The organism is Burkholderia sp. YIM B11467 (assembly GCF_052952715.1).
In genome coordinates, this window is the sequence record NZ_JBQVSQ010000022.1 from 1 (window position 1) to 19,307 (window position 19,307).

The following is a 19,307-nucleotide window of genomic DNA, read 5'->3' on the forward strand; positions in this document are numbered from 1 at the left end:
CTCAGTCCCAGTGTGGCTGGTCGTCCTCTCAGACCAGCTACTGATCGTCGCCTTGGTAGGCCTTTACCCCACCAACTAGCTAATCAGCCATCGGCCAACCCTATAGCGCGAGGTCCGAAGATCCCCCGCTTTCATCCGTAGATCGTATGCGGTATTAATCCGGCTTTCGCCGGGCTATCCCCCACTACAGGACATGTTCCGATGTATTACTCACCCGTTCGCCACTCGCCACCAGGTGCAAGCACCCGTGCTGCCGTTCGACTTGCATGTGTAAGGCATGCCGCCAGCGTTCAATCTGAGCCAGGATCAAACTCTTCAGTTTAAACCTGTTACTGTTTTCGGTTCAGTTAAGAACCGGTCGCTCACTCAAAGCTGACAGGAANCAGCGCTGCGTTTTCAGCAGCAGAGAAGCGAGATTATGAACCGTGTTTCGCAGTTCGTCAACAACTTTTTAACTGCTTCGTTGCGACTGCGGGGTTCAACTTCGAGTGCTGCCAGGGCTCGTTACCACCACGCCCCAACCGCACCGCTTCCCTCTCCCGCGCCGCGTTTCCGTTAGCGCGAAAGAGGCGTGATTCTATGCACCCCGCCCCGTTCGCGCAAGGGGTTTGAAGCAACTTTTTTACAAAAGCCGTCATTCGGCCGTCCGGCCATGCCTGGGCACGAGACCGCTTATGGTGCAAAGAACGGACTAGAATGTGAGGTTCTTCGCCTCTTTCTATATACGTCTTTAATATGCGCCAGCGAATCGCCAAACGCCTCCCCCCCGATGCCGACAAACTGGTTGGTCTGTCGCTTGCGCTCTTCGCCTCGGGCAGCCGCATCGAGGATCGCTTCTGGGAAGCGAAGCTCGATGCGCTGCTTGCCAAGATTGTCCGCAACGGCAACCAGACCACGCTCGACGCAGCGCTCGACCATCTTCAGCAGAATCATCCCGATGCCTACGGCGCGCTCGCCGACATGGCCGAGACCCATAGCGAGTCGATGGTGATCGAGCACGACGGCCAGCCGTACGACGCGCTGCTGGTCGCCGTCCCGGTGCTCGCCTGGACGCGGTACATGATTCCGTCGGGCCCGCTCAAGAGCGACGTTGCCGACGCACTGCGAACGCACCTGCAGGCCCATGTCCTCGCGAACGGCACGCTCGTCGGGCTTGCGCCGTTCCTCTACAGCATCGACCAGCTGCCGCGGCACCACGTCGAAACCTACCGGCTTGCCCAGCAGCTCGCGCATTCGGCGATCACCCAGCACACGCCCAAGCTCAGCTTCGGCGACCTGCCCGAAACCTCGCCGATCCTCGCCGACCCGCGCTTCCTGCTCGCCGTCGTCGCCGCGCCCGTCGGCGCGTCGCTGTTCCGCTGGCAGGAAGAAGAAAGCGGCAGTCGGATCGAACGTGGCCAGTGCCTCGAGCAATGGACGGCCCAGGGCGGCCCGAACCTGTCGATCGCACTGCCCGGCTGCGAGTTCGAATGCCTGCTTCCGGACGCGTACTATTCGGCGTGCCGGGATGCGGACGAACGCATTCGTCCGCACACGGTGCGAACCGCCATTCGTTATCTTTTCGACACACTTGGTGTGGCACCGCAGGAGCTGCGTGCGGTGGTCGCCGGCTTCGGCGAACGCCGTATCGACGAATATCGTGTCGGCTTCACGCGGCGCGCCAGCAACGATGTGATCTACGGTGTCGTGTGGCCGCTCTACGGTCGCGAAAACGGCGACGTGTCGACCGACAGCGCGACGCTCGAAGGCGAGGCGCCGATCGAAGGGCCGCTCGAGGAAATCGTGAGCCTACTGAAGGAATGCGGCGTAACCGACGTCCGCAGGCACGCCGGCCGCTTCGAACCCGAATACTGCGACGACTGCGGCGTGCCGCTCTACGCAGATCCGCTCGGCGAAATCGTCCACGCGGAAATGCCGGAAGACGCGTCGCCCGCCCAACCGCACTTCCACTGACCGCGCGCCGCAGGCCCACCCGGCCTGCCCGCCCGAAGCCGCTTCCGGTTCCGCCGGAGCGGCTTTTTTCTTGTCCGCTATTCCGCCGCCCGAAATTTCAGACTTTTCCTAAGCCTTTCAGCCAAGCAGACATCGTGTAAGGTCTTTGTCATTATCGGACCAGCGGCATGACCAACGGCAAATCAATGACTCACCTTAGGAGGTTGAATATGCGGTTCCTGGTGCTCAATTCAGACGCCGAGCGGCGCGACGGACTGAAGGCCCTGTTGCGGCAGATCGACCGTCACGCCAGCATCAACGATGCGCCCGACGGCTTCCAGGCGCGCCGGCTGCTGCGCACCCAGCGTTTCGACCTCGTCGCGATCGACTGGCTGGACGTCGGCCGGCTCAGCGAGCTTCAGGCGCTGTGCAGCGCGTGCTCGCCGACACCCGCCGCCGTACTGGTCGACGAAGCGTCGCCGGAATCCATCCAGCGCTTCTTCAACTACGGTGTCGCGGGCGTGATCCCGCATTCCACGCGGCCGCACCTGATCGTACGCGCGCTTGAGATGGTGCTGCTGGGTGGCCACTACATCCCGCCGATCGCGCTCAGCCTGCTGCCTTCCGCGGCCGCGGTCCGCCACGATGCCCATTTCCAGACGCTTGCCGGATCGCTGCCCCGCCGCCCGCCGAGTGGCCTCTTGTCGCCGCGACAAGCGCAGATCATGCGCTTCGTCCACATGGGCAGCACGAACAAGATGATCGCCCGTACGCTCGGTATCAGCGAAGGTACCGTGAAGATCCATCTCGCCAGCATCTTCCAGCAGCTTGGCGCCGCGAACCGCGCCGCCGCGGTCGCGATCTACAACGGCTGGCTGTCGCCCCACCTCGAGGTGCTGCTGGCGAACCGCAGCCGCGCGTGCAAGCCGGCCATCGGCGAACACGGTCCGGCTCCACATCGGACGCAACGGAACGACCATCCGTACCCGTTGCCGGCCGCGAATGCCGGTACGCAAGACCTGCCGCTCGCCGCAGAGCCGCCGGCGCGGTTCCGGCGCGAACGCTAGGCCAACAGTCTCGATATTGCGACGGTCGGTATGTGCGGATTCCCACCTTTGATGCTCAACGAGTAATATGAACGCATGGGTTTTCTTTTCACACCGCTTCCGCTCTGGATTGGCATCGGTGGCTGGATCGCCGCCGCGGCCCTGCTCGCACTCGCGATCTGGAATCGCCCCTTCGTGCGCCTGCAGGACGCCACGCTCCAGCACGTGTGGCTCGCGCTCGTCACCGCGATCGCGGTCCTCTGGGCCTCGAATGCCTGGCTCGAAGACGGCATCGTCATGCATCTGCTTGGCGCAACGCTGCTCGTCACGCTGTTCGACTGGACACTCGCGCTGATCGCAATGGGCGCCGTCACGGCGGTTGCCGCGATCATCTTCGACGCGCCGTGGCAAGGCATTGGCCTGACCTATCTGATCTACGGTGCGCTGCCTGTCGCCGTGTCGGCGTTGCTGCAGCGCGCCGCACTCGCATGGCTGCCGCACAATCTCGCATCGTTCATCACCGGCCAGGGATTCCTGTCGCCGGCCATCGCGATCATCGCGGTCGCGGCTGCCGCGGCCGGTGTCCAGCTCGCGCTTGCGGATGGCGTGCCCGTCGTGATTCCGGCCGGCTATCTGCTGAACACGGCGCTGCTCGCGCTCGGCGAAGCATGGTTCACGGGCATGGCGACAGCACTCATCGCCGTCTATCGCCCCGCGTGGGTCACGACCTTCGACGTCCGGCGCTATCGCCTCGGCGGCCCGCGCGCCTGAATTCCCTTCCGATCACGGCACCATCAACACGTGCCGGCGGCCTCTTCCGCGGCGCGGGAGAATATGCCGTCTACTGCCGCACAACTTTTTTACGCTAAGATTGAACTCCTGTTCTTCATCGGGCATCTATACGTGCCCGATGTCTCATTCGCTCCTCACCAATAACCAGATGGACAGCTCACCTGCCTCGCTCCGGATTTTCCGGGCGCTCGGCAAGCTGGCAGCCTGTATCGCGGGCCTGTCGCTTGCGCTTCCGACACCGGTGTTCGCCGACCTGCTCGACCAGCGCTCCGAACTGATCAACAAATTCGTCAACGAAATGCATGCCGATCCGCTCGCCGCCGATTGTGCGGCGCACGGCAGCTTCATCGCCAGCACGTCGTCGGCCTTCGACCGTGTCGACTTCGCACCGAACGCATTCGACAGCGGCAACGCGACGATCACGCCGTGGAACGACTCGTTCGACCAGGGCAAGCAGCGCGTGAAGGTCGACAACATCGTCACGGTCGACGGACTCGGCATCCACAATGACGGCAGCGACGCGACGCCGCTGAAATTCCGTTGCGGCTATGTCGGCCAGCAGATGCTCGCGTTCAGCTGGAACGATCCCGTTCCGCCGCTGAAGCCGCGCGCCGAACGCTCCACGTCTTCGACGAAGAAGTTCAAGGGCAAGTCGCACCGAGGCAAGGCCAAGGCATCGGGCCGCACCGGCAAGAAGGCCGTCGCAACGAAAAAGTCGAGCGGCCAGAAGAAGGTCGTGAAGAAGAAAACCGCGAAGAAGTCCTGATACGACGACGCGGCAACGACAGAAAAAAAGCCGGGGCATCGCAGGATGCCCCGGCTTTTTTCTTACGACGACGGTACGCTTACGCGAACGCGTCGACGTGCACCAGGATCGCGGCCAGCATCGCCGCACCGAGCGCCGCACTGCGCTCGCTGTTCCAGCCGACCCGCTCGTCGGGCAGGTTCGCGTTGTCCTTGAACGGCATCTCGAGCGTCAGCGACAGGCAGCCGAACTGGTGGCCGATGTACTTCGACGCGAGCTTGAGCGCGTCTTCCTTGTACTTGCTCGCCGCGTAGCCATGCTCGGTCTGGAAGTCGGGGCTCGCCACCTTGAACGCGTCGATGAACGCGGTCTGCTCCTTGCCCTGCTGCTCGGTGAAGCTCGGCAGCATCTCCGAACCGGCAACGAACACGTACGGCAGATCCTCGTCGCCGTGAATGTCGAAGAACATGTCGCAGCCGATCGCGTGGATCGCGTCGCGCACGGCCAGCACTTCGGGGCTGCGCTCGGCGTCCGGCGCCATCCACTCGCGGTTCAGGTTCGCGCCTGCCGCATTGGTGCGCAGGTTGCCATGCATGCTGCCGTCCGGGTTCATGTTCGGGACGATGTGGAACGTCACGCGATCGTAGAGCTTGCGCGCGACCGGATCGCCGGCCCAGTCGCCCCATCCGGCCAGACGCTTGACGAGGCCCTCGACGAACCACTCGGCCATCGTCTCGCCGGGATGCTGGCGCGCGATGATCCACACCTTCTTCTTCGGCTCACCGTCGGTTTCCGGCGTGCCGAGCGTCAGCAGCGACATCGGGCGACCTTCGACCGTACGGCCGAGCTCGACGACGCTCGCCTGCGGCAACTGCTGGACCGCGCCGAGAAATGCCGCGTGACGTTCTTCCGAGTACGGTTCGAAATACGCGTAGTAGATGCTGTCGAACTCGGGCGTATGGTCGATGGTCATCGTCTTGCCGTCGAACGTCGTCGGCACGCGGAACCAGTCGACCCGGTCGTAGCTCGCCACCGCGTTGTAGTTGCGCCAGCCCGACGGATACGCGCATTCGGCCGCATTCTCGAACGTCATCACGCAGCGCTCGCCGCGTGCACCCGTCAAGCGGTAGTAAAACCATTGCGCGAATTCCGAGCGACTGTCGCCGCGTACGCGCAGCCGAATCGCATCGGGGCTGTCGCATGACACGACGTCGATTGCGCCTGCGTCGAAATTGCTGGTGATCGAAAGGGTCATCTGTCTCTCCTCTGTCGACCAGAGTTAGTGCTTCAGCACTTACTCTGGTCCCATGCAAAGCTGTCGACCAGAGTTAGTGCTTCAGCACTTACTCTGGTCCCATGCAAAGCAGTCGGCCGAAACCGGCGGTGTGTCGCCTGCCCGGCCTCATGCATGCGCCGGCCATCTCGTGAACGGCCGGCATGGTTACTCGCCGACTCGCCGGCGATATACGTAAGTCGAATCGTTCGACGCAGCCGCGTCGAACGCATAGCCTTCCGTCGCGAAATCCTGCAGCGCCTTCGGCTCGGTAATACGGTTCTCGACGATGAAACGCGCCATCAGGCCGCGCGCGCGCTTCGCATGGAAGCTGATGATCTTGTAGCGGCCGCCCTTCCAGTCCTCGAACACCGGCGTGATGACGGGCGCGGCCAGCAGTTTCGGCTTGACCGACTTGAAGTACTCGGTCGACGCGCAGTTGACCAGCACGCGCGCCGCGCCGCTGCGCGTCTCGAGCTGTTCGTTCAGCGCGCGCGTGATGCGGTCGCCCCAGAACGCGTACAGGTCCTTGCCGCGCGCGTTCGCGAAGCGCGTACCCATCTCGAGCCGGTACGGCTGCAGCAGGTCGAGCGGACGCAGCAGCCCGTACAGGCCCGACAGCACGCGCACGTGCTGCTGCGCATAGTCGAGATCGGCGGACGACAGCGATTTCGCGTCGAATCCTTCATATACATCGCCGTTGAACGCGAGCACGGCCTGCTTCGCATTGGCCGGCGTAAAGGTCGGCGACCAGTCCGCGTAGCGCTGGAAGTTCAGGCGCGCGAGCGGATCGGAAATATCCATCAGCGTCGCGATGTCCTGTGGCGAGAGCTTGCGCAGGCCGTCGATCAGTTCCGACGCGTCGTCGACGAATGCAGGCTTCGTGTAAGACTGGACGTGCGCAGGCGTATCGTAGTCGAGGGATTTGGCTGGAGAGAGAACGATTATCATAGAGGCTCGCTGGCACGCCGTGCCTTGCGGTCAGACGAAAACCACCGATTGTAACGAATGACCCGCTCTCTCGCCCCGCACACCGCGCACCGCGTCGTGCTCGACTCGAACGTCTGGATCGACATTCTCGTATTCGACGACCCCGCTACGCGCCCGATCCGGGCCGCGCTGGAACGCGGCACGCTTGCCGCCGTGATCGACGGCCGCTGCCTGACGGAGCTCGAGTATGTGCTCGATTATCCGCAGTTCCAGGCGCGCGCGGTCGACAAGGCCGCTGCGCTCGCGACCGTCGCCCGCCTGGCGAGCCTCGTCGAGCCGCCGCCCGTCGACGCCGACGCGCCGCCGCTACCGAAATGCAAGGACCGCGACGACCAGAAGTTTCTCGAACTCGCCCGCGCCGCGCAGGCCGAATGGCTCGTCTCGAAAGACCGTGCGCTGCTGAAGCTCGCGAAGCGCACCGCACGCGACTTTGGCTTCCGGATCGCGCAACCGGCGCCGTTCGCCGAGGCCTGCGCGCTCGACGCCGCGCCGATCGCCACGGCCACGCCTGCCTGACGCACCAGACTCCACCCGATTTCGACCGTATCGATGAACGCTCCTTCAGACATGCCCACGACGCCCGTTTTCCCCTCGCGCCTGCCGAACGTCGGCACGACGATCTTCACGGTCATGAGCGCGCTTGCCGCCGAAAAAGGCGCCGTGAACCTCGGCCAGGGATTCCCCGATTTCGATTGCGATCCGCGCATCGTCGACGCCGTCGCGGCTGCGATGCGCAACGGGCACAACCAGTATCCGCCGATGGCCGGTGTCGCGCCGTTGCGCGATGCGATCGCCGACAAGATCGCGCAGGTCTACGGCCGGCGCTACGATCCAGCCACCGAAATCACGGTGACGGCCGGCGCGACGCAGGCGCTGCTGACGGCGATCCTGTGCGCGGTGCATCCGGGCGATGAAGTGATCGTCGTCGAACCGACTTACGACAGCTACCTGCCGTCGATCGAACTCGCGGGCGGCACGCCCGTGTTCGTCACGCTGGAAGCGCCGGACTACGCGATCCCGTTCGACCGTCTCGCGGCCGCGATCACGCCGAAAACACGCATGATCCTGATCAACACGCCGCATAACCCGACGGGTACCGTGTGGCGCGAGGCGGACATGCGCAGGCTCGAGGACATCGTGCGCGGCACCAACGTGCTGATCGTGTCCGACGAGGTCTACGAGCACATGGTCTATGACGGCGCGCGCCACGAGAGCGTTGCACGCTATCCGGAACTCGCGTCGCGCAGCTTCATCGTGTCGAGCTTCGGCAAGACCTATCACGTGACGGGCTGGAAAGTCGGCTACGTCGCGGCGCCCGCAGCGCTGACCGCGGAATTCCGCAAGGTCCACCAGTTCAACGTCTTCACGGTGAACACGCCGATGCAGATCGGGCTCGCCGACTACCTGCGCGACCCGGCCCCGTACCTGACGCTCGCCGGCTTCTATCAGAAGAAGCGCGACTTCTTCCGTGCCGGCCTCGAGCGCACGCGCTTCAAGCTGCTGCCGTGCACGGGCACATACTTCCAGTGCGTCGACTACTCGGCGATCAGCGACCTGCCCGAAGCGGAATTCTCGAAATGGCTCACGTCGGAGATCGGCGTAGCCGCGATTCCGGTGTCGGCGTTCTATCACGAGCCGCACGAATCGGGCGTCGTGCGCTTCTGCTTCGCGAAGCAGGAACGCACGCTCGCGTCCGCGCTCGAGCGGCTCGCCAGCCTGTAAGTCCCGCACGGGGCGGCCGGCGCCGCCCCGCCGGAATCGCGCTTATGAGCGCACGCCGCTCGTCGCTTCGACGTAAGCCTTGCGATCGGCGGCCACGCGCTGCGCAGCCGCGCGCTCGCCGACCTTCTTCGAGTGCGCCTTCCAGTCGATGCCTGCGTCGAGCAGGAAGTCACGCCCGTACACGGCCTTCGTCGCCATCCCGATGACCGGCAGATGGATCGTTGCGGCGATGTCGGCGAGGCTGAACGACTCGCCGAGCACATAAGGTGAAAACTGCGTCATCTGCTTGAACGCATCGATCGCACGCGGCAGGCGCTTCTCGACGTGCGCCTTCATTCCGTCGCTGACCTTGCCGCCGAAAAACGCTTCCGTATAGATCTCGCGCGCCATCCATTCGAGATACAGCTCGAGCGTCTCGACCAGTTCGCGCACCTTCGCGGCCGCGAACGGCCCTGCCGGGAAAATGGCTTTCTCGGGATAACGCGCCGCCAGGTATTCGACGATCACCTGCGACTCGAACAGCGCGCCCTCTTCGGTCCTCAGGAACGGAATCTTGCCGAGCGGCGAATCGGCGAGCTGGGCCGGATCGCTGATCGGCAAACCGCACACCGACTCCTCGAACGGGATGTCGTGCTCGAGCAGGACGAACTTCACCTTGTTGTAATAGTTGGACAACGGGATACCGCACAGCTGTAGCATCGGAGTCTCCTTCCTTGCTGGAGCGCGGCCGCAACGATGCCGGCCGCATCGGGATACGTCGTGCTGAAAAGCACGTTCGTGCTAGTCTAAAGCAAGTTTTGCGTCCGTCACGACAACAATACATCCGCTGCAACAACAGCCGCGCCTGTCCGCACGACACGCGCGGCGTCGCAGCCCCGCTATCCGATGGAGACACGCTCGCATGAGTGCTGAACTGCTGGCCTCGCGTCCGCCCGAGAGCGATTCGACGCTCGTCCTCACGCTATCCAATCCCGGCGCGCGCAACGCGCTGCATCCCGACATGTACGCGGCCGGCGTCGAAGCGCTCGCCACCGCCGAGCGCGACCCCGCGATTCGCGCGGTGGTGCTGACGGGCGCCGATCGCTTCTTCTGCGCAGGCGGCAACCTGAACCGGCTGCTCGACAACCGCTCGAAGGATCCGTCCTACCAGGCCGACAGCATCGATCAGCTCGGCGCATGGGTGACGGCGATCCGCGCATCGACGAAGCCGGTGATCGCGGCGGTCGAAGGCGCCGCGGCCGGCGCCGGCTTCTCGCTCGCGCTTGCGTGCGACCTGATCGTCGCCGCACACGATGCGAAGTTCGTGATGTCGTACGCGCGCGTCGGCCTGACACCCGACGGCGGCGGTTCGTGGTTCCTCGCCCGCGCGCTGCCGCGTGCGATCGCGGCCGAGATCCTGTTCGAAGGCAAGCCGGTCGCGGCCGAACGCCTCCATGCGCTCGGCGTCGTCAACCGGCTCGCCGTGCCCGGCTCGGCACTGACCGACGCACTGGCATGGGCCGATGCCCTCGCCGGCATCTCGCCGAATGCGCTCACGCGTATCAAATCGTTGCTCGACGACGCGACGATGCAGCCGCTCGAACCGCATCTCGGCACCGAGCGTGATCATTTCGTCGCGTCGCTGCATCATGCGGACGGGCTCGAAGGCATCACCGCATTTCTCGAGAAACGCCAGCCCCGCTACAAGCGCTGATTCGCCACGTCCGCGACACGACGATGGAAGTGCCGTACCACCCGTACCTGCAATCGGCGCAACCCCGAGCCGCGCATCGGCATCGAGACGGCACCACGACGCAAGCGAATGAGCCTGCGCAACACGGTACCGACTACGCGGCATTCGAAGGCGCAGCCTCCGTCGGCGAACAGCAGCGCTTCGACGTCGAGGCGAGATCGCACCCGCTCGCCGCACCGATCGACGGGTTCGCGGGCTCGCTGATCGTCGAGCGATTCAGAGGCGAACTGGCGCGGCAATACGCACGGAAAGTGCGTTAGCGAAAGCCGCGCGCAACCTCGGCGACGGTCTCCCGCTCGCCCGCGCGTATGCCTCCGCAGGCACGTTTCCGTCGCCAGCAGCCCGTGTCGATCCATGCTCTAATGACCGCCTGCCGCGGCGCGCTGCCGGCGCCGCTTTCGCGCATGCAACCAAGGAGTTGACGATGATCGACGTCTATAGCTGGGCGACCCCGAACGGCCACAAGGTGCACATCATGCTCGAGGAAACCGGCCTCGCTTATCGTGCCCATCCGGTCGATATCGGTGCGGGCGACCAGTTCAAGCCCGAATTCCTGAAGATCAGCCCGAACAACAAGATCCCCGCGATCGTCGATCCGGACGGCCCCGGCGGCAAACCGATCTCGCTGTTCGAATCGGGCGCGATCCTGATCTACCTCGCGGAGAAAACCGGCAAGTTCCTGCCGACCGATCCGGCCGCGCGTTATGCGACGCTCGAGTGGCTGATGTTCCAGATGGGTGGTATCGGCCCGATGCTCGGGCAGGCGCACCACTTCCGCCTGTATGCGCCGGAGAAGATCGAGTACGCGGTCAACCGCTACACGAACGAAGCGAAGCGCCTCTACAACGTGATGGACAAGCGCCTCGGCGAATCCGAATATCTCGCAGGCGACGCGTACACGATCGCAGACATTGCGACGTTCCCGTGGACGCGCTCCTGGCAAAACCAGGGCATCGTGCTCGACGAGTTGCCGAACGTGAAACGCTGGCACGAGGCGATCGCCGCACGACCGGCCGTGCAGCGCGGCGTCGAAGTCCTCGCGTCGATGCGCAAGGCGCTGCAGGACGACAAGGCGCGCGAGGTGCTGTTCGGCGCGACGCAATACGCGAAGCACTGACCCGCGCGTGACGGGCGGAGCGGCATCCGTGCATGCCGCCCCGCGTTTCAGAAGTAATGCAGCGTGATGAATTCAGCTGCGCAAACCAGCAACTGCGTGTCGGGACGCTCGACCTGCATCGACACCGACCAGGTCACCTGCATGCCGCCCTGCGCGGCCTCGGCGGTTTCCTTCACCGCAAACAGCGCACGCACGCGCGCACCGACCGGCACCGGCTTCAGGAACCGCACACGGTTCAGTCCGTAGTTCACGCCCATCTTCTGCTCGAAGCGCATCGCGTCAGTCATCAACGCAGGAATCAGCGACAGCGTCAGGAACCCGTGCGCGATCGGCCCGCCGAACGGCGACTCACGCCGCGCGCGTTCGGGGTCGACGTGTATCCATTGATGATCGCCGGTCGCGTCGGCGAACCCGTCGACGCGATGCTGGTCGATCGCGATCCAGCCGCTCGCGAGCGGCTCCGCGCCGACACGTGCCTGCAGCGCCTGCGCCGATGCGATCAGCGGCAATGTCACATCGGTCATGCGTTCGTGCCTCCCGGATGGCGCAGCCCGAAGATCACCTTGCTGTGCACGCTGATCACCGTCTCGCCGCCGGCATTGACGCCGATCCACTCCGTCGACACGATGCCGCGATCGGGCTTGCTCTCCGAAACGCGCTTGTCGTGGACCTTCTGGTACATCGTGATCGTGTCGCCGGAGCGCACCGGCTTGAGCCAGCGAATCGAGTCGATGCCCGGCGAGCCCATGCTGGTCGAGTCCGGCCCGAGCTTCTTGATCAGCAGGCTCATGAACACCGAGCACGTATGCCAGCCGCTCGCGACGAGCCCGCCGAACGGCGACGACTTCGCGGCCTCCTCGTCGAGGTGGAACGGCTGCGGATCGTAGCGTTGCGCGAATGCCTTGATATCGTCGGGCTCGAACGTGTAGCGGCCCACTTCGATGGTGCTGCCGACCACCAGATCTTCGTAACTGATACCCACTTGTGTGTCTCCTTGTCTGACGCGCTCGCGCGCCGCCGTCATGCCGCGTCGGCCTGCGCGAAATCGGGCAGTGCCGCGATGCGGGCAAGATGATGATCGGTGTCGCCGAGCGTCGTCTCGATGATCGACAGCCGCTTGAACAGGTGCGCGGCGGCCACCTCGTTGGTCACGCCCATGCCGCCGTGCAACTGGACGGCCTGCTGGCCGACGAAGCGCGCGGCCGCGCCGACGCGCGCTTTCGCGGCCGACACGGCCTTGCGCCGCGCATCGGCATCGCCGCTCGCGTAGCGCACCGCCGCCAGGTAGGTCAGCGAACGCGCCTGCTCGGCATGGATCAGCATGTCGACCATCCGGTGCTGCAGCGCCTGGAAACGCGCGATCGGCACACCGAACTGCTCGCGCGTCTTCGTGTATTCGACCGTGGCGCGATTCAGTTCGTCGAGCGCGCCGACCGCTTCCGCGCACAGCAGGAACGTCGCGTAATCGGCAACCTGTTCGAGCGCGGCCGCGTCGCGTGCACCGCCCGTCAGCAGTCGTGCAGGCGTCTCGCTGAACTCGATCGTCGCGGCACGCTGGCCGTCGATGGTCCGGTAATCGACTACCTTCGTGTTCGCTGCATCCCGTTCGACGACAAAGAGGCCGATGCCGCCGCCGTCGACACGCGCAGGCACGATCCACACGTGCGCCTGTGCGCCATGCTGAACGACCGATTTGATGCCGGTCAGCCGATACGTGCCGCCCTGCTCGTGTGCGCGCGTGTCGAGCTCGAACAGGTCGTAGCGCGCATGCGGTTCGTGGAACGCAACCGCCAGGCGCTTTTGCCCCTGCGCGACCGCCTCCAGCAGCGCGGCATCCTCGCCTGCGCCGGAGCCTGCGATGCGCAGCGCCTCGACGCCGACCGCCGTTGCCCAGTACGGCTCAATCACGAGCGCGCGGCCGAGCGCCTGCATCACGACCAGCATGTCGACCGGGCCGCCGCCGAAGCCGCCCTGTGCGTCCGGCACCGGCAGTGCGGTCAGCCCCAGTTCCGCGAACGCGCTCCATTGCGTGTCCGACACGCCCGTGTCGCTGCGCACGATTGCCTGACGTGCATCGAAGCCATATTGCTCGCCGAGATAACGGTGCAGCGCGTCGGCGAACTGCTGCTGCTCATCGGTAAAGCTGAAATCCATGGTTGTCTCCGCTCCCGTTCCGTGATCACAGACCCAGAATCATCTGCGCGATGATGTTCTTCTGGATCTCGTTCGAACCGCCGTAGATCGACGTCTTCCGGTAATTGAAGTAATACGCGGCAAGCGGCGCTGCATCGTCGTCGCCCGCGATGCTGTGCTCGCGCTCGCCGTCGAGGAAGGGCACGTCGAACGGCGCGGCGAGCGGACCGATCGCATCGACCATCAACTCGGTGAGCGCCTGCTGCACTTCGGTACCCTTGATCTTCAGCATCGACGCCTCGGGGCCCGGCCCCTTGCCGCTCGTCTCGCGGCTGACCACACGCAGCACCGTCACCTCGAGCGCCATCAGTTCGACTTCGAGCGCCGCGACCTTCGCCGCGAACACGGGATCGGCAAGCAACGGCTTGCCGTTCTTGCGCTGGTTCGACGCCACGCGCTTCAGGAACGCGAGTTCGCGCTTCGACGCGCCGACGCGCGCGATGCCGGTGCGCTCATGGCCAAGCAGGTATTTCGCATAGGTCCAGCCGCGGTTCTCGTCGCCGACGAGATTCTCGACCGGCACCTTGACGTCCTCGAAGAACACCTCGTTGACCTCGTGGTCCTCGTCGAGCATGACGATCGGGCGCACCGTAATGCCGGGTGTCTTCATGTCGATCAGCAGGAACGAGATACCCTCCTGCTTCTTCGCGTCCGGATCGGTGCGCACGAGGCAGAACATCATGTCGGCGTACTGGCCGAGCGTCGTCCAGGTCTTCTGGCCATTGACGACGTAGTGGTCGCCTTGGCGTTCGGCGCGCGTGCGCAGCGACGCGAGGTCGGACCCGGAACCCGGCTCCGAGTAGCCCTGGCACCACCAGTCCGAGCCGTCGAGAATGCGTGGCAGATAGTGACGCTTCTGCGCTTCGCTGCCGTATTTCATCAGTACCGGTGCGACCATCGACACGCCGAACGGCAGCACGGTCGGCGCACCGATCCGCGCACACTCCTCATCCCAGATGTGTCGCTGCGTCGCGTCCCAGCCCGGGCCGCCGTATTCGACCGGCCAGGCAGGCGCGGACCAGCCGCGCTGGCCGAGAATCCGGTGCCAGCTCGCGAAATCCTCGCGGTCGAGTCGTTTGTGATCGAGTACCTTGGCGCGCAGTGCATGAGGCAGGTTGGCCTCGAGCCAGGCACGAACGTCGACGCGGAACGCGTCGTCGGCGGGGGAATAATCCAGATCCATGCGCAGTGTCTCCTGTCGACCGGAGTTAGCGCTTTAGCGGTTACTCCGGTCCCATGCAGACGCTCGCCACGGCCGTCCAGCCGGGCAAGGATCCACTGCGTACGTCATTGCAGCGGTTCTTTCAGCGCGGCGGGAATCGGCAGCGGCATCACGTCGATGCCTTCTTCGACCAAGGATTGCGCATCTTCCGGCGTCGTGACGCCACGGATGCTGCGTGCCGGCGCCTCGTTGTAATGGATGCGCCGCGCTTCCTCGGCGAAGCGCTCGCCCACGTTCTCGGTCTTCTCCAGCACCTCGCGCAGCGCGCGCATCACCTGCGCCTGCAGCGCACGCGGATCGGCCGGCTGTGCCTGCGTCGCGCCCGACAGGTTCAGGCGCGGCGCCGACGGCAGACGGTTGACCTCTGTCGTCCCGCACACCGGACATTCGACCAGCTTGCGGGACAACTGCGCTTCGAATTCATCGGCGGAAGCGAACCAGCCTTCGAACCGATGACCGTGCGGGCACTGTAAATCGAGGACCTTCATGCTGAATCAGGGCGTGTGGCGAGTGTAGCGCAAAAACAGGTTTTGTGAACGATCGTGCTAAATCCCGATCGCGCGACGCGGAAGCGCCGCGTCACCGGATTGTAACGCGGCGCCCCACCCGCCGCTGACGCTGCGCTCAGGGCGTCAGGACCGGGCCGAGCGGCCAGGTGCCGGACAGCACCTTGTCGAGCCACATCGTGCCGATGATCGTCTTCACGTCGGAGATCTGCCCGGTGCGCACCCATTCCTGCAGGTCGGCTTGCGTCGCGGTGAAGGTCTCGAGGAATTCGCCTTCGTCGAGCTTGCGCTCGCCCGCGGTCAGCCCGCGCGCAAGGTACAGGTCGATGAATTCGGTCGAATAGGAAATGATCGGGTGAATGCGGGCCAGGAACACGTATTCGCGTGCCGTGTAACCCGTTTCCTCGCGCAGTTCGCGCACCGCGCACGCGAGCGCGCCTTCGTTCGGGTCGAGCTTGCCGGCCGGAAATTCGGCCATCACCTTGCCGATCGGGTAGCGAAACTGGCTTTCCATCAGCACGCGGCCGTCGTCGAACAGCGGGATCACCATCACCGCGCCCGGGTGCTGCACGTATTCGCGCAGGGCCTTTTTGCCGTCCGGCAGGCGGACGGTGTCGCGCTTCAGCTTGAGGAACGCGCCGTCGAAGATCGCCTCGCTCTCGAGGCAGGTTTCGGTCAGTGCGGCGTCGTGATTGGGTAGTTCGGCCATCGGCGGCTCCAAGATTGAGCGCGACGGCCGGAGCCGTCAGCGTCGTTTGACGAGATACTGGAACGTGAAGCCGGGAAACGCGAACACGATGAAAAGACTGAACGTGATCGCGTAAAACTGCCAGCCCTGTTCGAAGCGGTTGCCGGCGCGCGACTCGAGCCAGAAGCCGAGCGCACCGACGACGAAATACAGCACGATCAGCTCGCCGATCCGCACCCACGCACTCTTCTTCGCCGCGCCGAACGGCACGACGGCGAAGAGGCGTTGGTTCAGGAACGGCACGTTGGCGCACACGAGCGCCAACAGCACGATAAACCAGCCGGCTGCCGACATTACAGCGGCAGCGTGTGACGGATTGCCTGCAGGCAGGCCGTCAGCAGCGGGCTCGGGATCAGGCCGAGCACGACGACCGCAAGGCCGTTCAGCACGAGGATCGTGCGCTTGCAGAAATCGCCCGAGATCGGCGTCGAATCCTGCGGCGCATCGAAGTACATCAGCTTCACGATACGCAGGTAGTAGAACGCGCCGAACAGCGACGTGATCACGGCCAGCACGGCCAGCCACGTGAGACCCGCGTTGACGGTCGCCTCGAGCACGGCGAGCTTCGCGTAGAAGCCGACGGTCGGCGGGATGCCTGCCAGCGAGAACATCATGACCATCATCACGAACGCGAACACCGGGCTGCGCTTGTTGAGGCCCTTGAAGTCGTCGATCGTTTCGGCTTCGAAATCGCGGCGCGCGAGCAGCATCACCACGCCGAACGAGCCGAGCGTCGTGATCAGGTAGACGATCGCGTAGAACATCGCCGAGCTGTATGCGTTCGCCGGTGCCGCCGCGTCGCCCTTCACGATGCCCGCGAGCAGGCCGAGCAGCACGAAGCCCATGTTCGAGATCGCCGAATACGCGAGCATCCGCTTGATGTTGCGCTGGACGATACCCGTGATGTTACCGACGATCAGCGACAGCGCGGCGAGGATCACGAGCGCGGTCTGCCAGTTCTGTGCGAGCGGCAGCAGGCCCATCACCAGGAAGCGCAGGCCCCACGCGAACGCGGCAACCTTCGGGCCGCCGCCGACGAACAGCGTCATCGCGGTCGGTGCGCCCTGATAGACGTCCGGCACCCACATGTGGAACGGCACGGCGCCGAGCTTGAACGCGATACCGGCGACGATAAAGATCACGCCGAACATCAGCACGGCTGCGTCGGTGTTGCCGCCGACCGCCTTGTACACCTCGCCCAGCTCGAGCGAGCCGGTCGCGCCGTAGAGCATCGAGATGCCGTACAGCACGAAGCCCGACGCAAGCGCGCCCAGCACGTAGTACTTCATCGCGGCTTCGCTCGACTGCGCGGCGTCGCGGCGCAGCGCGATGACCGCGTACAGCGACAGCGACATCAGTTCGAGACCGAGGTACAGCGTCAGGAAGTTGTTGCCCGACACCATGACCAGCTGCCCGAGCAGCGAGAACATGCCGAGCAGGAACACGTCGCCGCGGAACATGTCGCGATCTTCGAGGTACTTGCGCGAATAAACGAGCGAGACCGCAAAACCGAACGACACGACCGCCTTCATCATGCTCGCGAACGAGTCGACGACGATCATCTTCGAGAAGAAGTAGTACTGCTGCGGGTCGAGCGCCTGCACGGCGAACCACACGCCGGCGACGACCGACGATACGACCGCGATCAGATAGGTCAGGCGGCGGCCTGAGGCACCGGTAAAGGTGTCGTTCAGCCATGCGACGACGATGGCAGCCATCACCAGCGCGTCAGGCAACAGGACATTCATAGGAGCGTTCATGATCTTGAGTTCCTCCGCTCGCGATTACTGCGCCAGCGGCAGCTTGGACTGCGCGACATGGGAGAGGAGGTTTTCCACGGAAACGTGCATCACGTCGGTGAAAGGCTTCGGATACAGGCCCATCAGCAGCGTGAACGCGGCAAGCACGGCCAGCATCACGAATTCGCGACGGCCGATATCCTTCAGCTTGGCGACGTGATCGTTCGCGACCGCGCCGAAGTACACGCGCTTGTACATCCACAGCGTGTAGGCCGCGCCGAGGATCAGCGTGAACGCCGCGCCGAAGGCGATCCAGAAGTTGTACTGGACGGCCGCGAGAATCACCATGAACTCGCCGACGAAACCCGACGTACCCGGCAGGCCGCAGTTAGCCATCGAGAACAGCATCGCGAACGCCGCGAACTTCGGCATCACGTTGACGACGCCGCCGTAGTCGGCGATCTGGCGCGAGTGCACGCGGTCGTACAGCACGCCGATGCAAAGGAACATCGCGCCCGACACGAAGCCGTGCGAGATCATCTGGATGATCGCGCCTTCGACGCCGAGCTGGTTGAAGATGAAGAAGCCGAGCGTGACGAAGCCCATGTGCGCGATCGACGAATACGCGACCAGCTTCTTCATGTCGGCCTGCACCATCGCGACGAGGCCGATGTAGATCACCGCGATCAGCGACAGCGTGATCACGACGGGGGCCAGGAAGTGGCTCGCGTCAGGCGTGATCGGCAGCGAGAAGCGCAGGAAACCGTACGCGCCGAGCTTCAGCATGATCGCGGCCAGCACGACCGAGCCGCCCGTCGGCGCTTCCACGTGCGCGTCCGGCAGCCAGGTGTGCACCGGCCACATCGGCACCTTCACCGCGAACGCAAGGAAGAACGCTATAAACAGCAGGATCTGCGGCGTCATCGCGATCTTCGCGTTCTGCCACGTCGCCAGGTCGAACGAGTGCGTTTCCGTGTACAGGTAGATCAGCGCGACCAGCATCAGCAGCGAGCCGGCCAGCGTGTACAGGAAGAACTTGAATGCCGCATACACGCGGTTCGGGCCGCCCCACACGCCGATGATGATGTACATCGGGATCAGGGTCGCCTCGAAGAACACGTAGAACAGCAGGCCATCGGCCGCCGAGAACACGCCGATCATGATCCCGGACAGGATCAGGAAGGCCGCGAGGTACTGCGCGACGTTCTCGGTGATCACTTCCCACGCGGAGATCACGACGATCACCGTGATCAGCGCAGTCAGCACGACGAACCACATCGAGATGCCGTCGACCCCGAGGTGATACGAGATGTCGAAGCGTTCGATCCAGGTCGACTTCTCGACGAACTGCAGCGCGGCCGTGCTCGAATCGAAGCCCGTGATCAGCGGAATCGTGACCGCGAGGCCGAGCAGCGAACCGATCAGCGCGACCCAGCGGGCCGTCCCCGGATTTTTGTCGTTACCCACCGCAAGCACGAGGAGGCCGAAAACGATCGGCAGCCAGATCGCGGTACTCAGAATCGGAAAAGCGTGCATTAAGTTGTCCCCCC

General features: G+C 64.5%; 21 protein-coding genes and 1 rRNA gene. 9 read left to right on the forward strand and 13 right to left on the reverse strand.

Annotated features, from left to right (window positions below):
* A 16S ribosomal RNA gene (locus tag ACTRWB_RS37355) occupies window positions 1-322 on the reverse strand; the annotation flags it as partial.
* Between the two features lie 413 nt (window positions 323-735).
* Here ACTRWB_RS37355 and ACTRWB_RS37360 point away from each other — a divergent pair.
* From ACTRWB_RS37360 to ACTRWB_RS37375, 4 genes are all read left to right on the forward strand, one after another.
* The gene (locus ACTRWB_RS37360; RefSeq protein ID WP_193098748.1) at window positions 736-1,953 is read left to right on the forward strand and encodes a DUF2863 family protein; all 1,218 of its coding nucleotides are present in this window, start codon (window positions 736-738) and stop codon (window positions 1,951-1,953) included.
* Between the two features lie 209 nt (window positions 1,954-2,162).
* A complete protein-coding gene (locus ACTRWB_RS37365) occupies window positions 2,163-2,999 on the forward strand; it encodes a LuxR C-terminal-related transcriptional regulator (RefSeq protein ID WP_129514688.1) in 837 nt (278 codons plus the stop codon).
* 75 nt (window positions 3,000-3,074) lie between these two features.
* Window positions 3,075-3,749: an energy-coupling factor ABC transporter permease gene (locus ACTRWB_RS37370; RefSeq protein ID WP_048249400.1), complete on the forward strand. Its 675-nt coding sequence runs from the start codon at window positions 3,075-3,077 to the stop codon at window positions 3,747-3,749.
* A gap of 139 nt (window positions 3,750-3,888) precedes the next feature.
* Window positions 3,889-4,536 carry a BspC domain-containing protein gene (locus ACTRWB_RS37375; protein ID WP_129512586.1) on the forward strand — a complete coding sequence of 216 codons (648 nt, stop codon included), beginning with the start codon at window positions 3,889-3,891 and terminating at the stop codon, window positions 4,534-4,536.
* A gap of 79 nt (window positions 4,537-4,615) precedes the next feature.
* Here ACTRWB_RS37375 and ACTRWB_RS37380 read toward each other — a convergent pair whose 3' ends face one another.
* Together ACTRWB_RS37380 and yaaA are read right to left on the reverse strand one after the other, a co-directional pair.
* Complete coding sequence (locus ACTRWB_RS37380; protein ID WP_446904871.1) at window positions 4,616-5,770, reverse strand: M14 family metallopeptidase; 1,155 nt, start codon at window positions 5,768-5,770, stop codon at window positions 4,616-4,618.
* Between the two features lie 186 nt (window positions 5,771-5,956).
* Window positions 5,957-6,739 carry a peroxide stress protein YaaA gene (gene yaaA / locus ACTRWB_RS37385; protein ID WP_048249394.1) on the reverse strand — a complete coding sequence of 261 codons (783 nt, stop codon included), beginning with the start codon at window positions 6,737-6,739 and terminating at the stop codon, window positions 5,957-5,959.
* Window positions 6,740-6,796: 57 nt separating this feature from the next.
* On the opposite strand from yaaA, the gene ACTRWB_RS37390 reads away from it, so the two are divergent.
* Together ACTRWB_RS37390 and ACTRWB_RS37395 are read left to right on the forward strand one after the other, a co-directional pair.
* A complete protein-coding gene (locus ACTRWB_RS37390; RefSeq protein ID WP_048249392.1) occupies window positions 6,797-7,294 on the forward strand; it encodes a putative toxin-antitoxin system toxin component, PIN family in 498 nt (165 codons plus the stop codon).
* A gap of 33 nt (window positions 7,295-7,327) precedes the next feature.
* Window positions 7,328-8,500 (forward strand): pyridoxal phosphate-dependent aminotransferase, encoded by a 1,173-nt coding sequence (locus ACTRWB_RS37395; protein WP_446904872.1) that lies wholly within the window; start codon window positions 7,328-7,330, stop codon window positions 8,498-8,500.
* A gap of 42 nt (window positions 8,501-8,542) precedes the next feature.
* On the opposite strand, the gene ACTRWB_RS37400 is transcribed toward ACTRWB_RS37395, so the two are convergent.
* Entirely contained in the window at window positions 8,543-9,199 is a 657-nt protein-coding gene (locus ACTRWB_RS37400; RefSeq protein WP_048249387.1) for a glutathione S-transferase family protein, read from the reverse strand.
* 202 nt (window positions 9,200-9,401) lie between these two features.
* On the opposite strand from ACTRWB_RS37400, the gene ACTRWB_RS37405 reads away from it, so the two are divergent.
* The 3 genes from ACTRWB_RS37405 (at window position 9,402) to ACTRWB_RS37415 (ending at window position 11,349) form a co-directional block, all read left to right on the forward strand.
* A complete protein-coding gene (locus tag ACTRWB_RS37405; protein WP_129512591.1) occupies window positions 9,402-10,193 on the forward strand; it encodes an oxepin-CoA hydrolase, alternative type in 792 nt (263 codons plus the stop codon).
* Window positions 10,194-10,216: 23 nt separating this feature from the next.
* The gene (locus ACTRWB_RS37410; RefSeq protein ID WP_446904873.1) at window positions 10,217-10,492 is read left to right on the forward strand and encodes a hypothetical protein; all 276 of its coding nucleotides are present in this window, start codon (window positions 10,217-10,219) and stop codon (window positions 10,490-10,492) included.
* Between the two features lie 164 nt (window positions 10,493-10,656).
* A complete protein-coding gene (locus ACTRWB_RS37415) occupies window positions 10,657-11,349 on the forward strand; it encodes a glutathione binding-like protein (protein ID WP_129512592.1) in 693 nt (230 codons plus the stop codon).
* A gap of 47 nt (window positions 11,350-11,396) precedes the next feature.
* On the opposite strand, the gene ACTRWB_RS37420 is transcribed toward ACTRWB_RS37415, so the two are convergent.
* From ACTRWB_RS37420 to ACTRWB_RS37460, 9 genes are all read right to left on the reverse strand, one after another.
* The gene (locus ACTRWB_RS37420; RefSeq protein ID WP_446904874.1) at window positions 11,397-11,873 is read right to left on the reverse strand and encodes a MaoC family dehydratase; all 477 of its coding nucleotides are present in this window, start codon (window positions 11,871-11,873) and stop codon (window positions 11,397-11,399) included.
* Entirely contained in the window at window positions 11,870-12,331 is a 462-nt protein-coding gene (locus ACTRWB_RS37425) for a MaoC family dehydratase (protein ID WP_129512594.1), read from the reverse strand. The genes ACTRWB_RS37420 and ACTRWB_RS37425 overlap by 4 nt, the downstream gene beginning before the upstream one ends.
* A 38-nt stretch (window positions 12,332-12,369) precedes the next feature.
* Window positions 12,370-13,503: an acyl-CoA dehydrogenase family protein gene (locus tag ACTRWB_RS37430; RefSeq protein ID WP_446904875.1), complete on the reverse strand. Its 1,134-nt coding sequence runs from the start codon at window positions 13,501-13,503 to the stop codon at window positions 12,370-12,372.
* 25 nt (window positions 13,504-13,528) lie between these two features.
* Window positions 13,529-14,725, reverse strand: coding sequence for an acyl-CoA dehydrogenase family protein (locus ACTRWB_RS37435; protein WP_446904876.1), 1,197 nt, complete (start codon window positions 14,723-14,725; stop codon window positions 13,529-13,531).
* A gap of 104 nt (window positions 14,726-14,829) precedes the next feature.
* Window positions 14,830-15,252 carry a DUF1178 family protein gene (locus ACTRWB_RS37440; RefSeq protein ID WP_006478278.1) on the reverse strand — a complete coding sequence of 141 codons (423 nt, stop codon included), beginning with the start codon at window positions 15,250-15,252 and terminating at the stop codon, window positions 14,830-14,832.
* A 136-nt stretch (window positions 15,253-15,388) separates the two neighbouring features.
* Window positions 15,389-15,979, reverse strand: a complete 591-nt coding sequence (locus tag ACTRWB_RS37445) for an NUDIX domain-containing protein (RefSeq protein ID WP_048249375.1) — start codon at window positions 15,977-15,979, stop codon at window positions 15,389-15,391.
* 36 nt (window positions 15,980-16,015) lie between these two features.
* On the reverse strand, window positions 16,016-16,312 hold the full coding sequence (locus ACTRWB_RS37450) for a DUF2818 family protein (protein WP_129512599.1): 297 nt from the start codon (window positions 16,310-16,312) through the stop codon (window positions 16,016-16,018).
* Window positions 16,312-17,766: an NADH-quinone oxidoreductase subunit NuoN gene (nuoN, locus tag ACTRWB_RS37455; RefSeq protein WP_193099487.1), complete on the reverse strand. Its 1,455-nt coding sequence runs from the start codon at window positions 17,764-17,766 to the stop codon at window positions 16,312-16,314. Before nuoN ends, ACTRWB_RS37450 begins: the two co-directional genes overlap by 1 nt.
* Window positions 17,767-17,802: 36 nt before the next feature.
* Window positions 17,803-19,293, reverse strand: a complete 1,491-nt coding sequence (locus tag ACTRWB_RS37460; protein ID WP_129512601.1) for an NADH-quinone oxidoreductase subunit M — start codon at window positions 19,291-19,293, stop codon at window positions 17,803-17,805.
* Window positions 19,294-19,307: the final 14 nt, after the last annotated feature.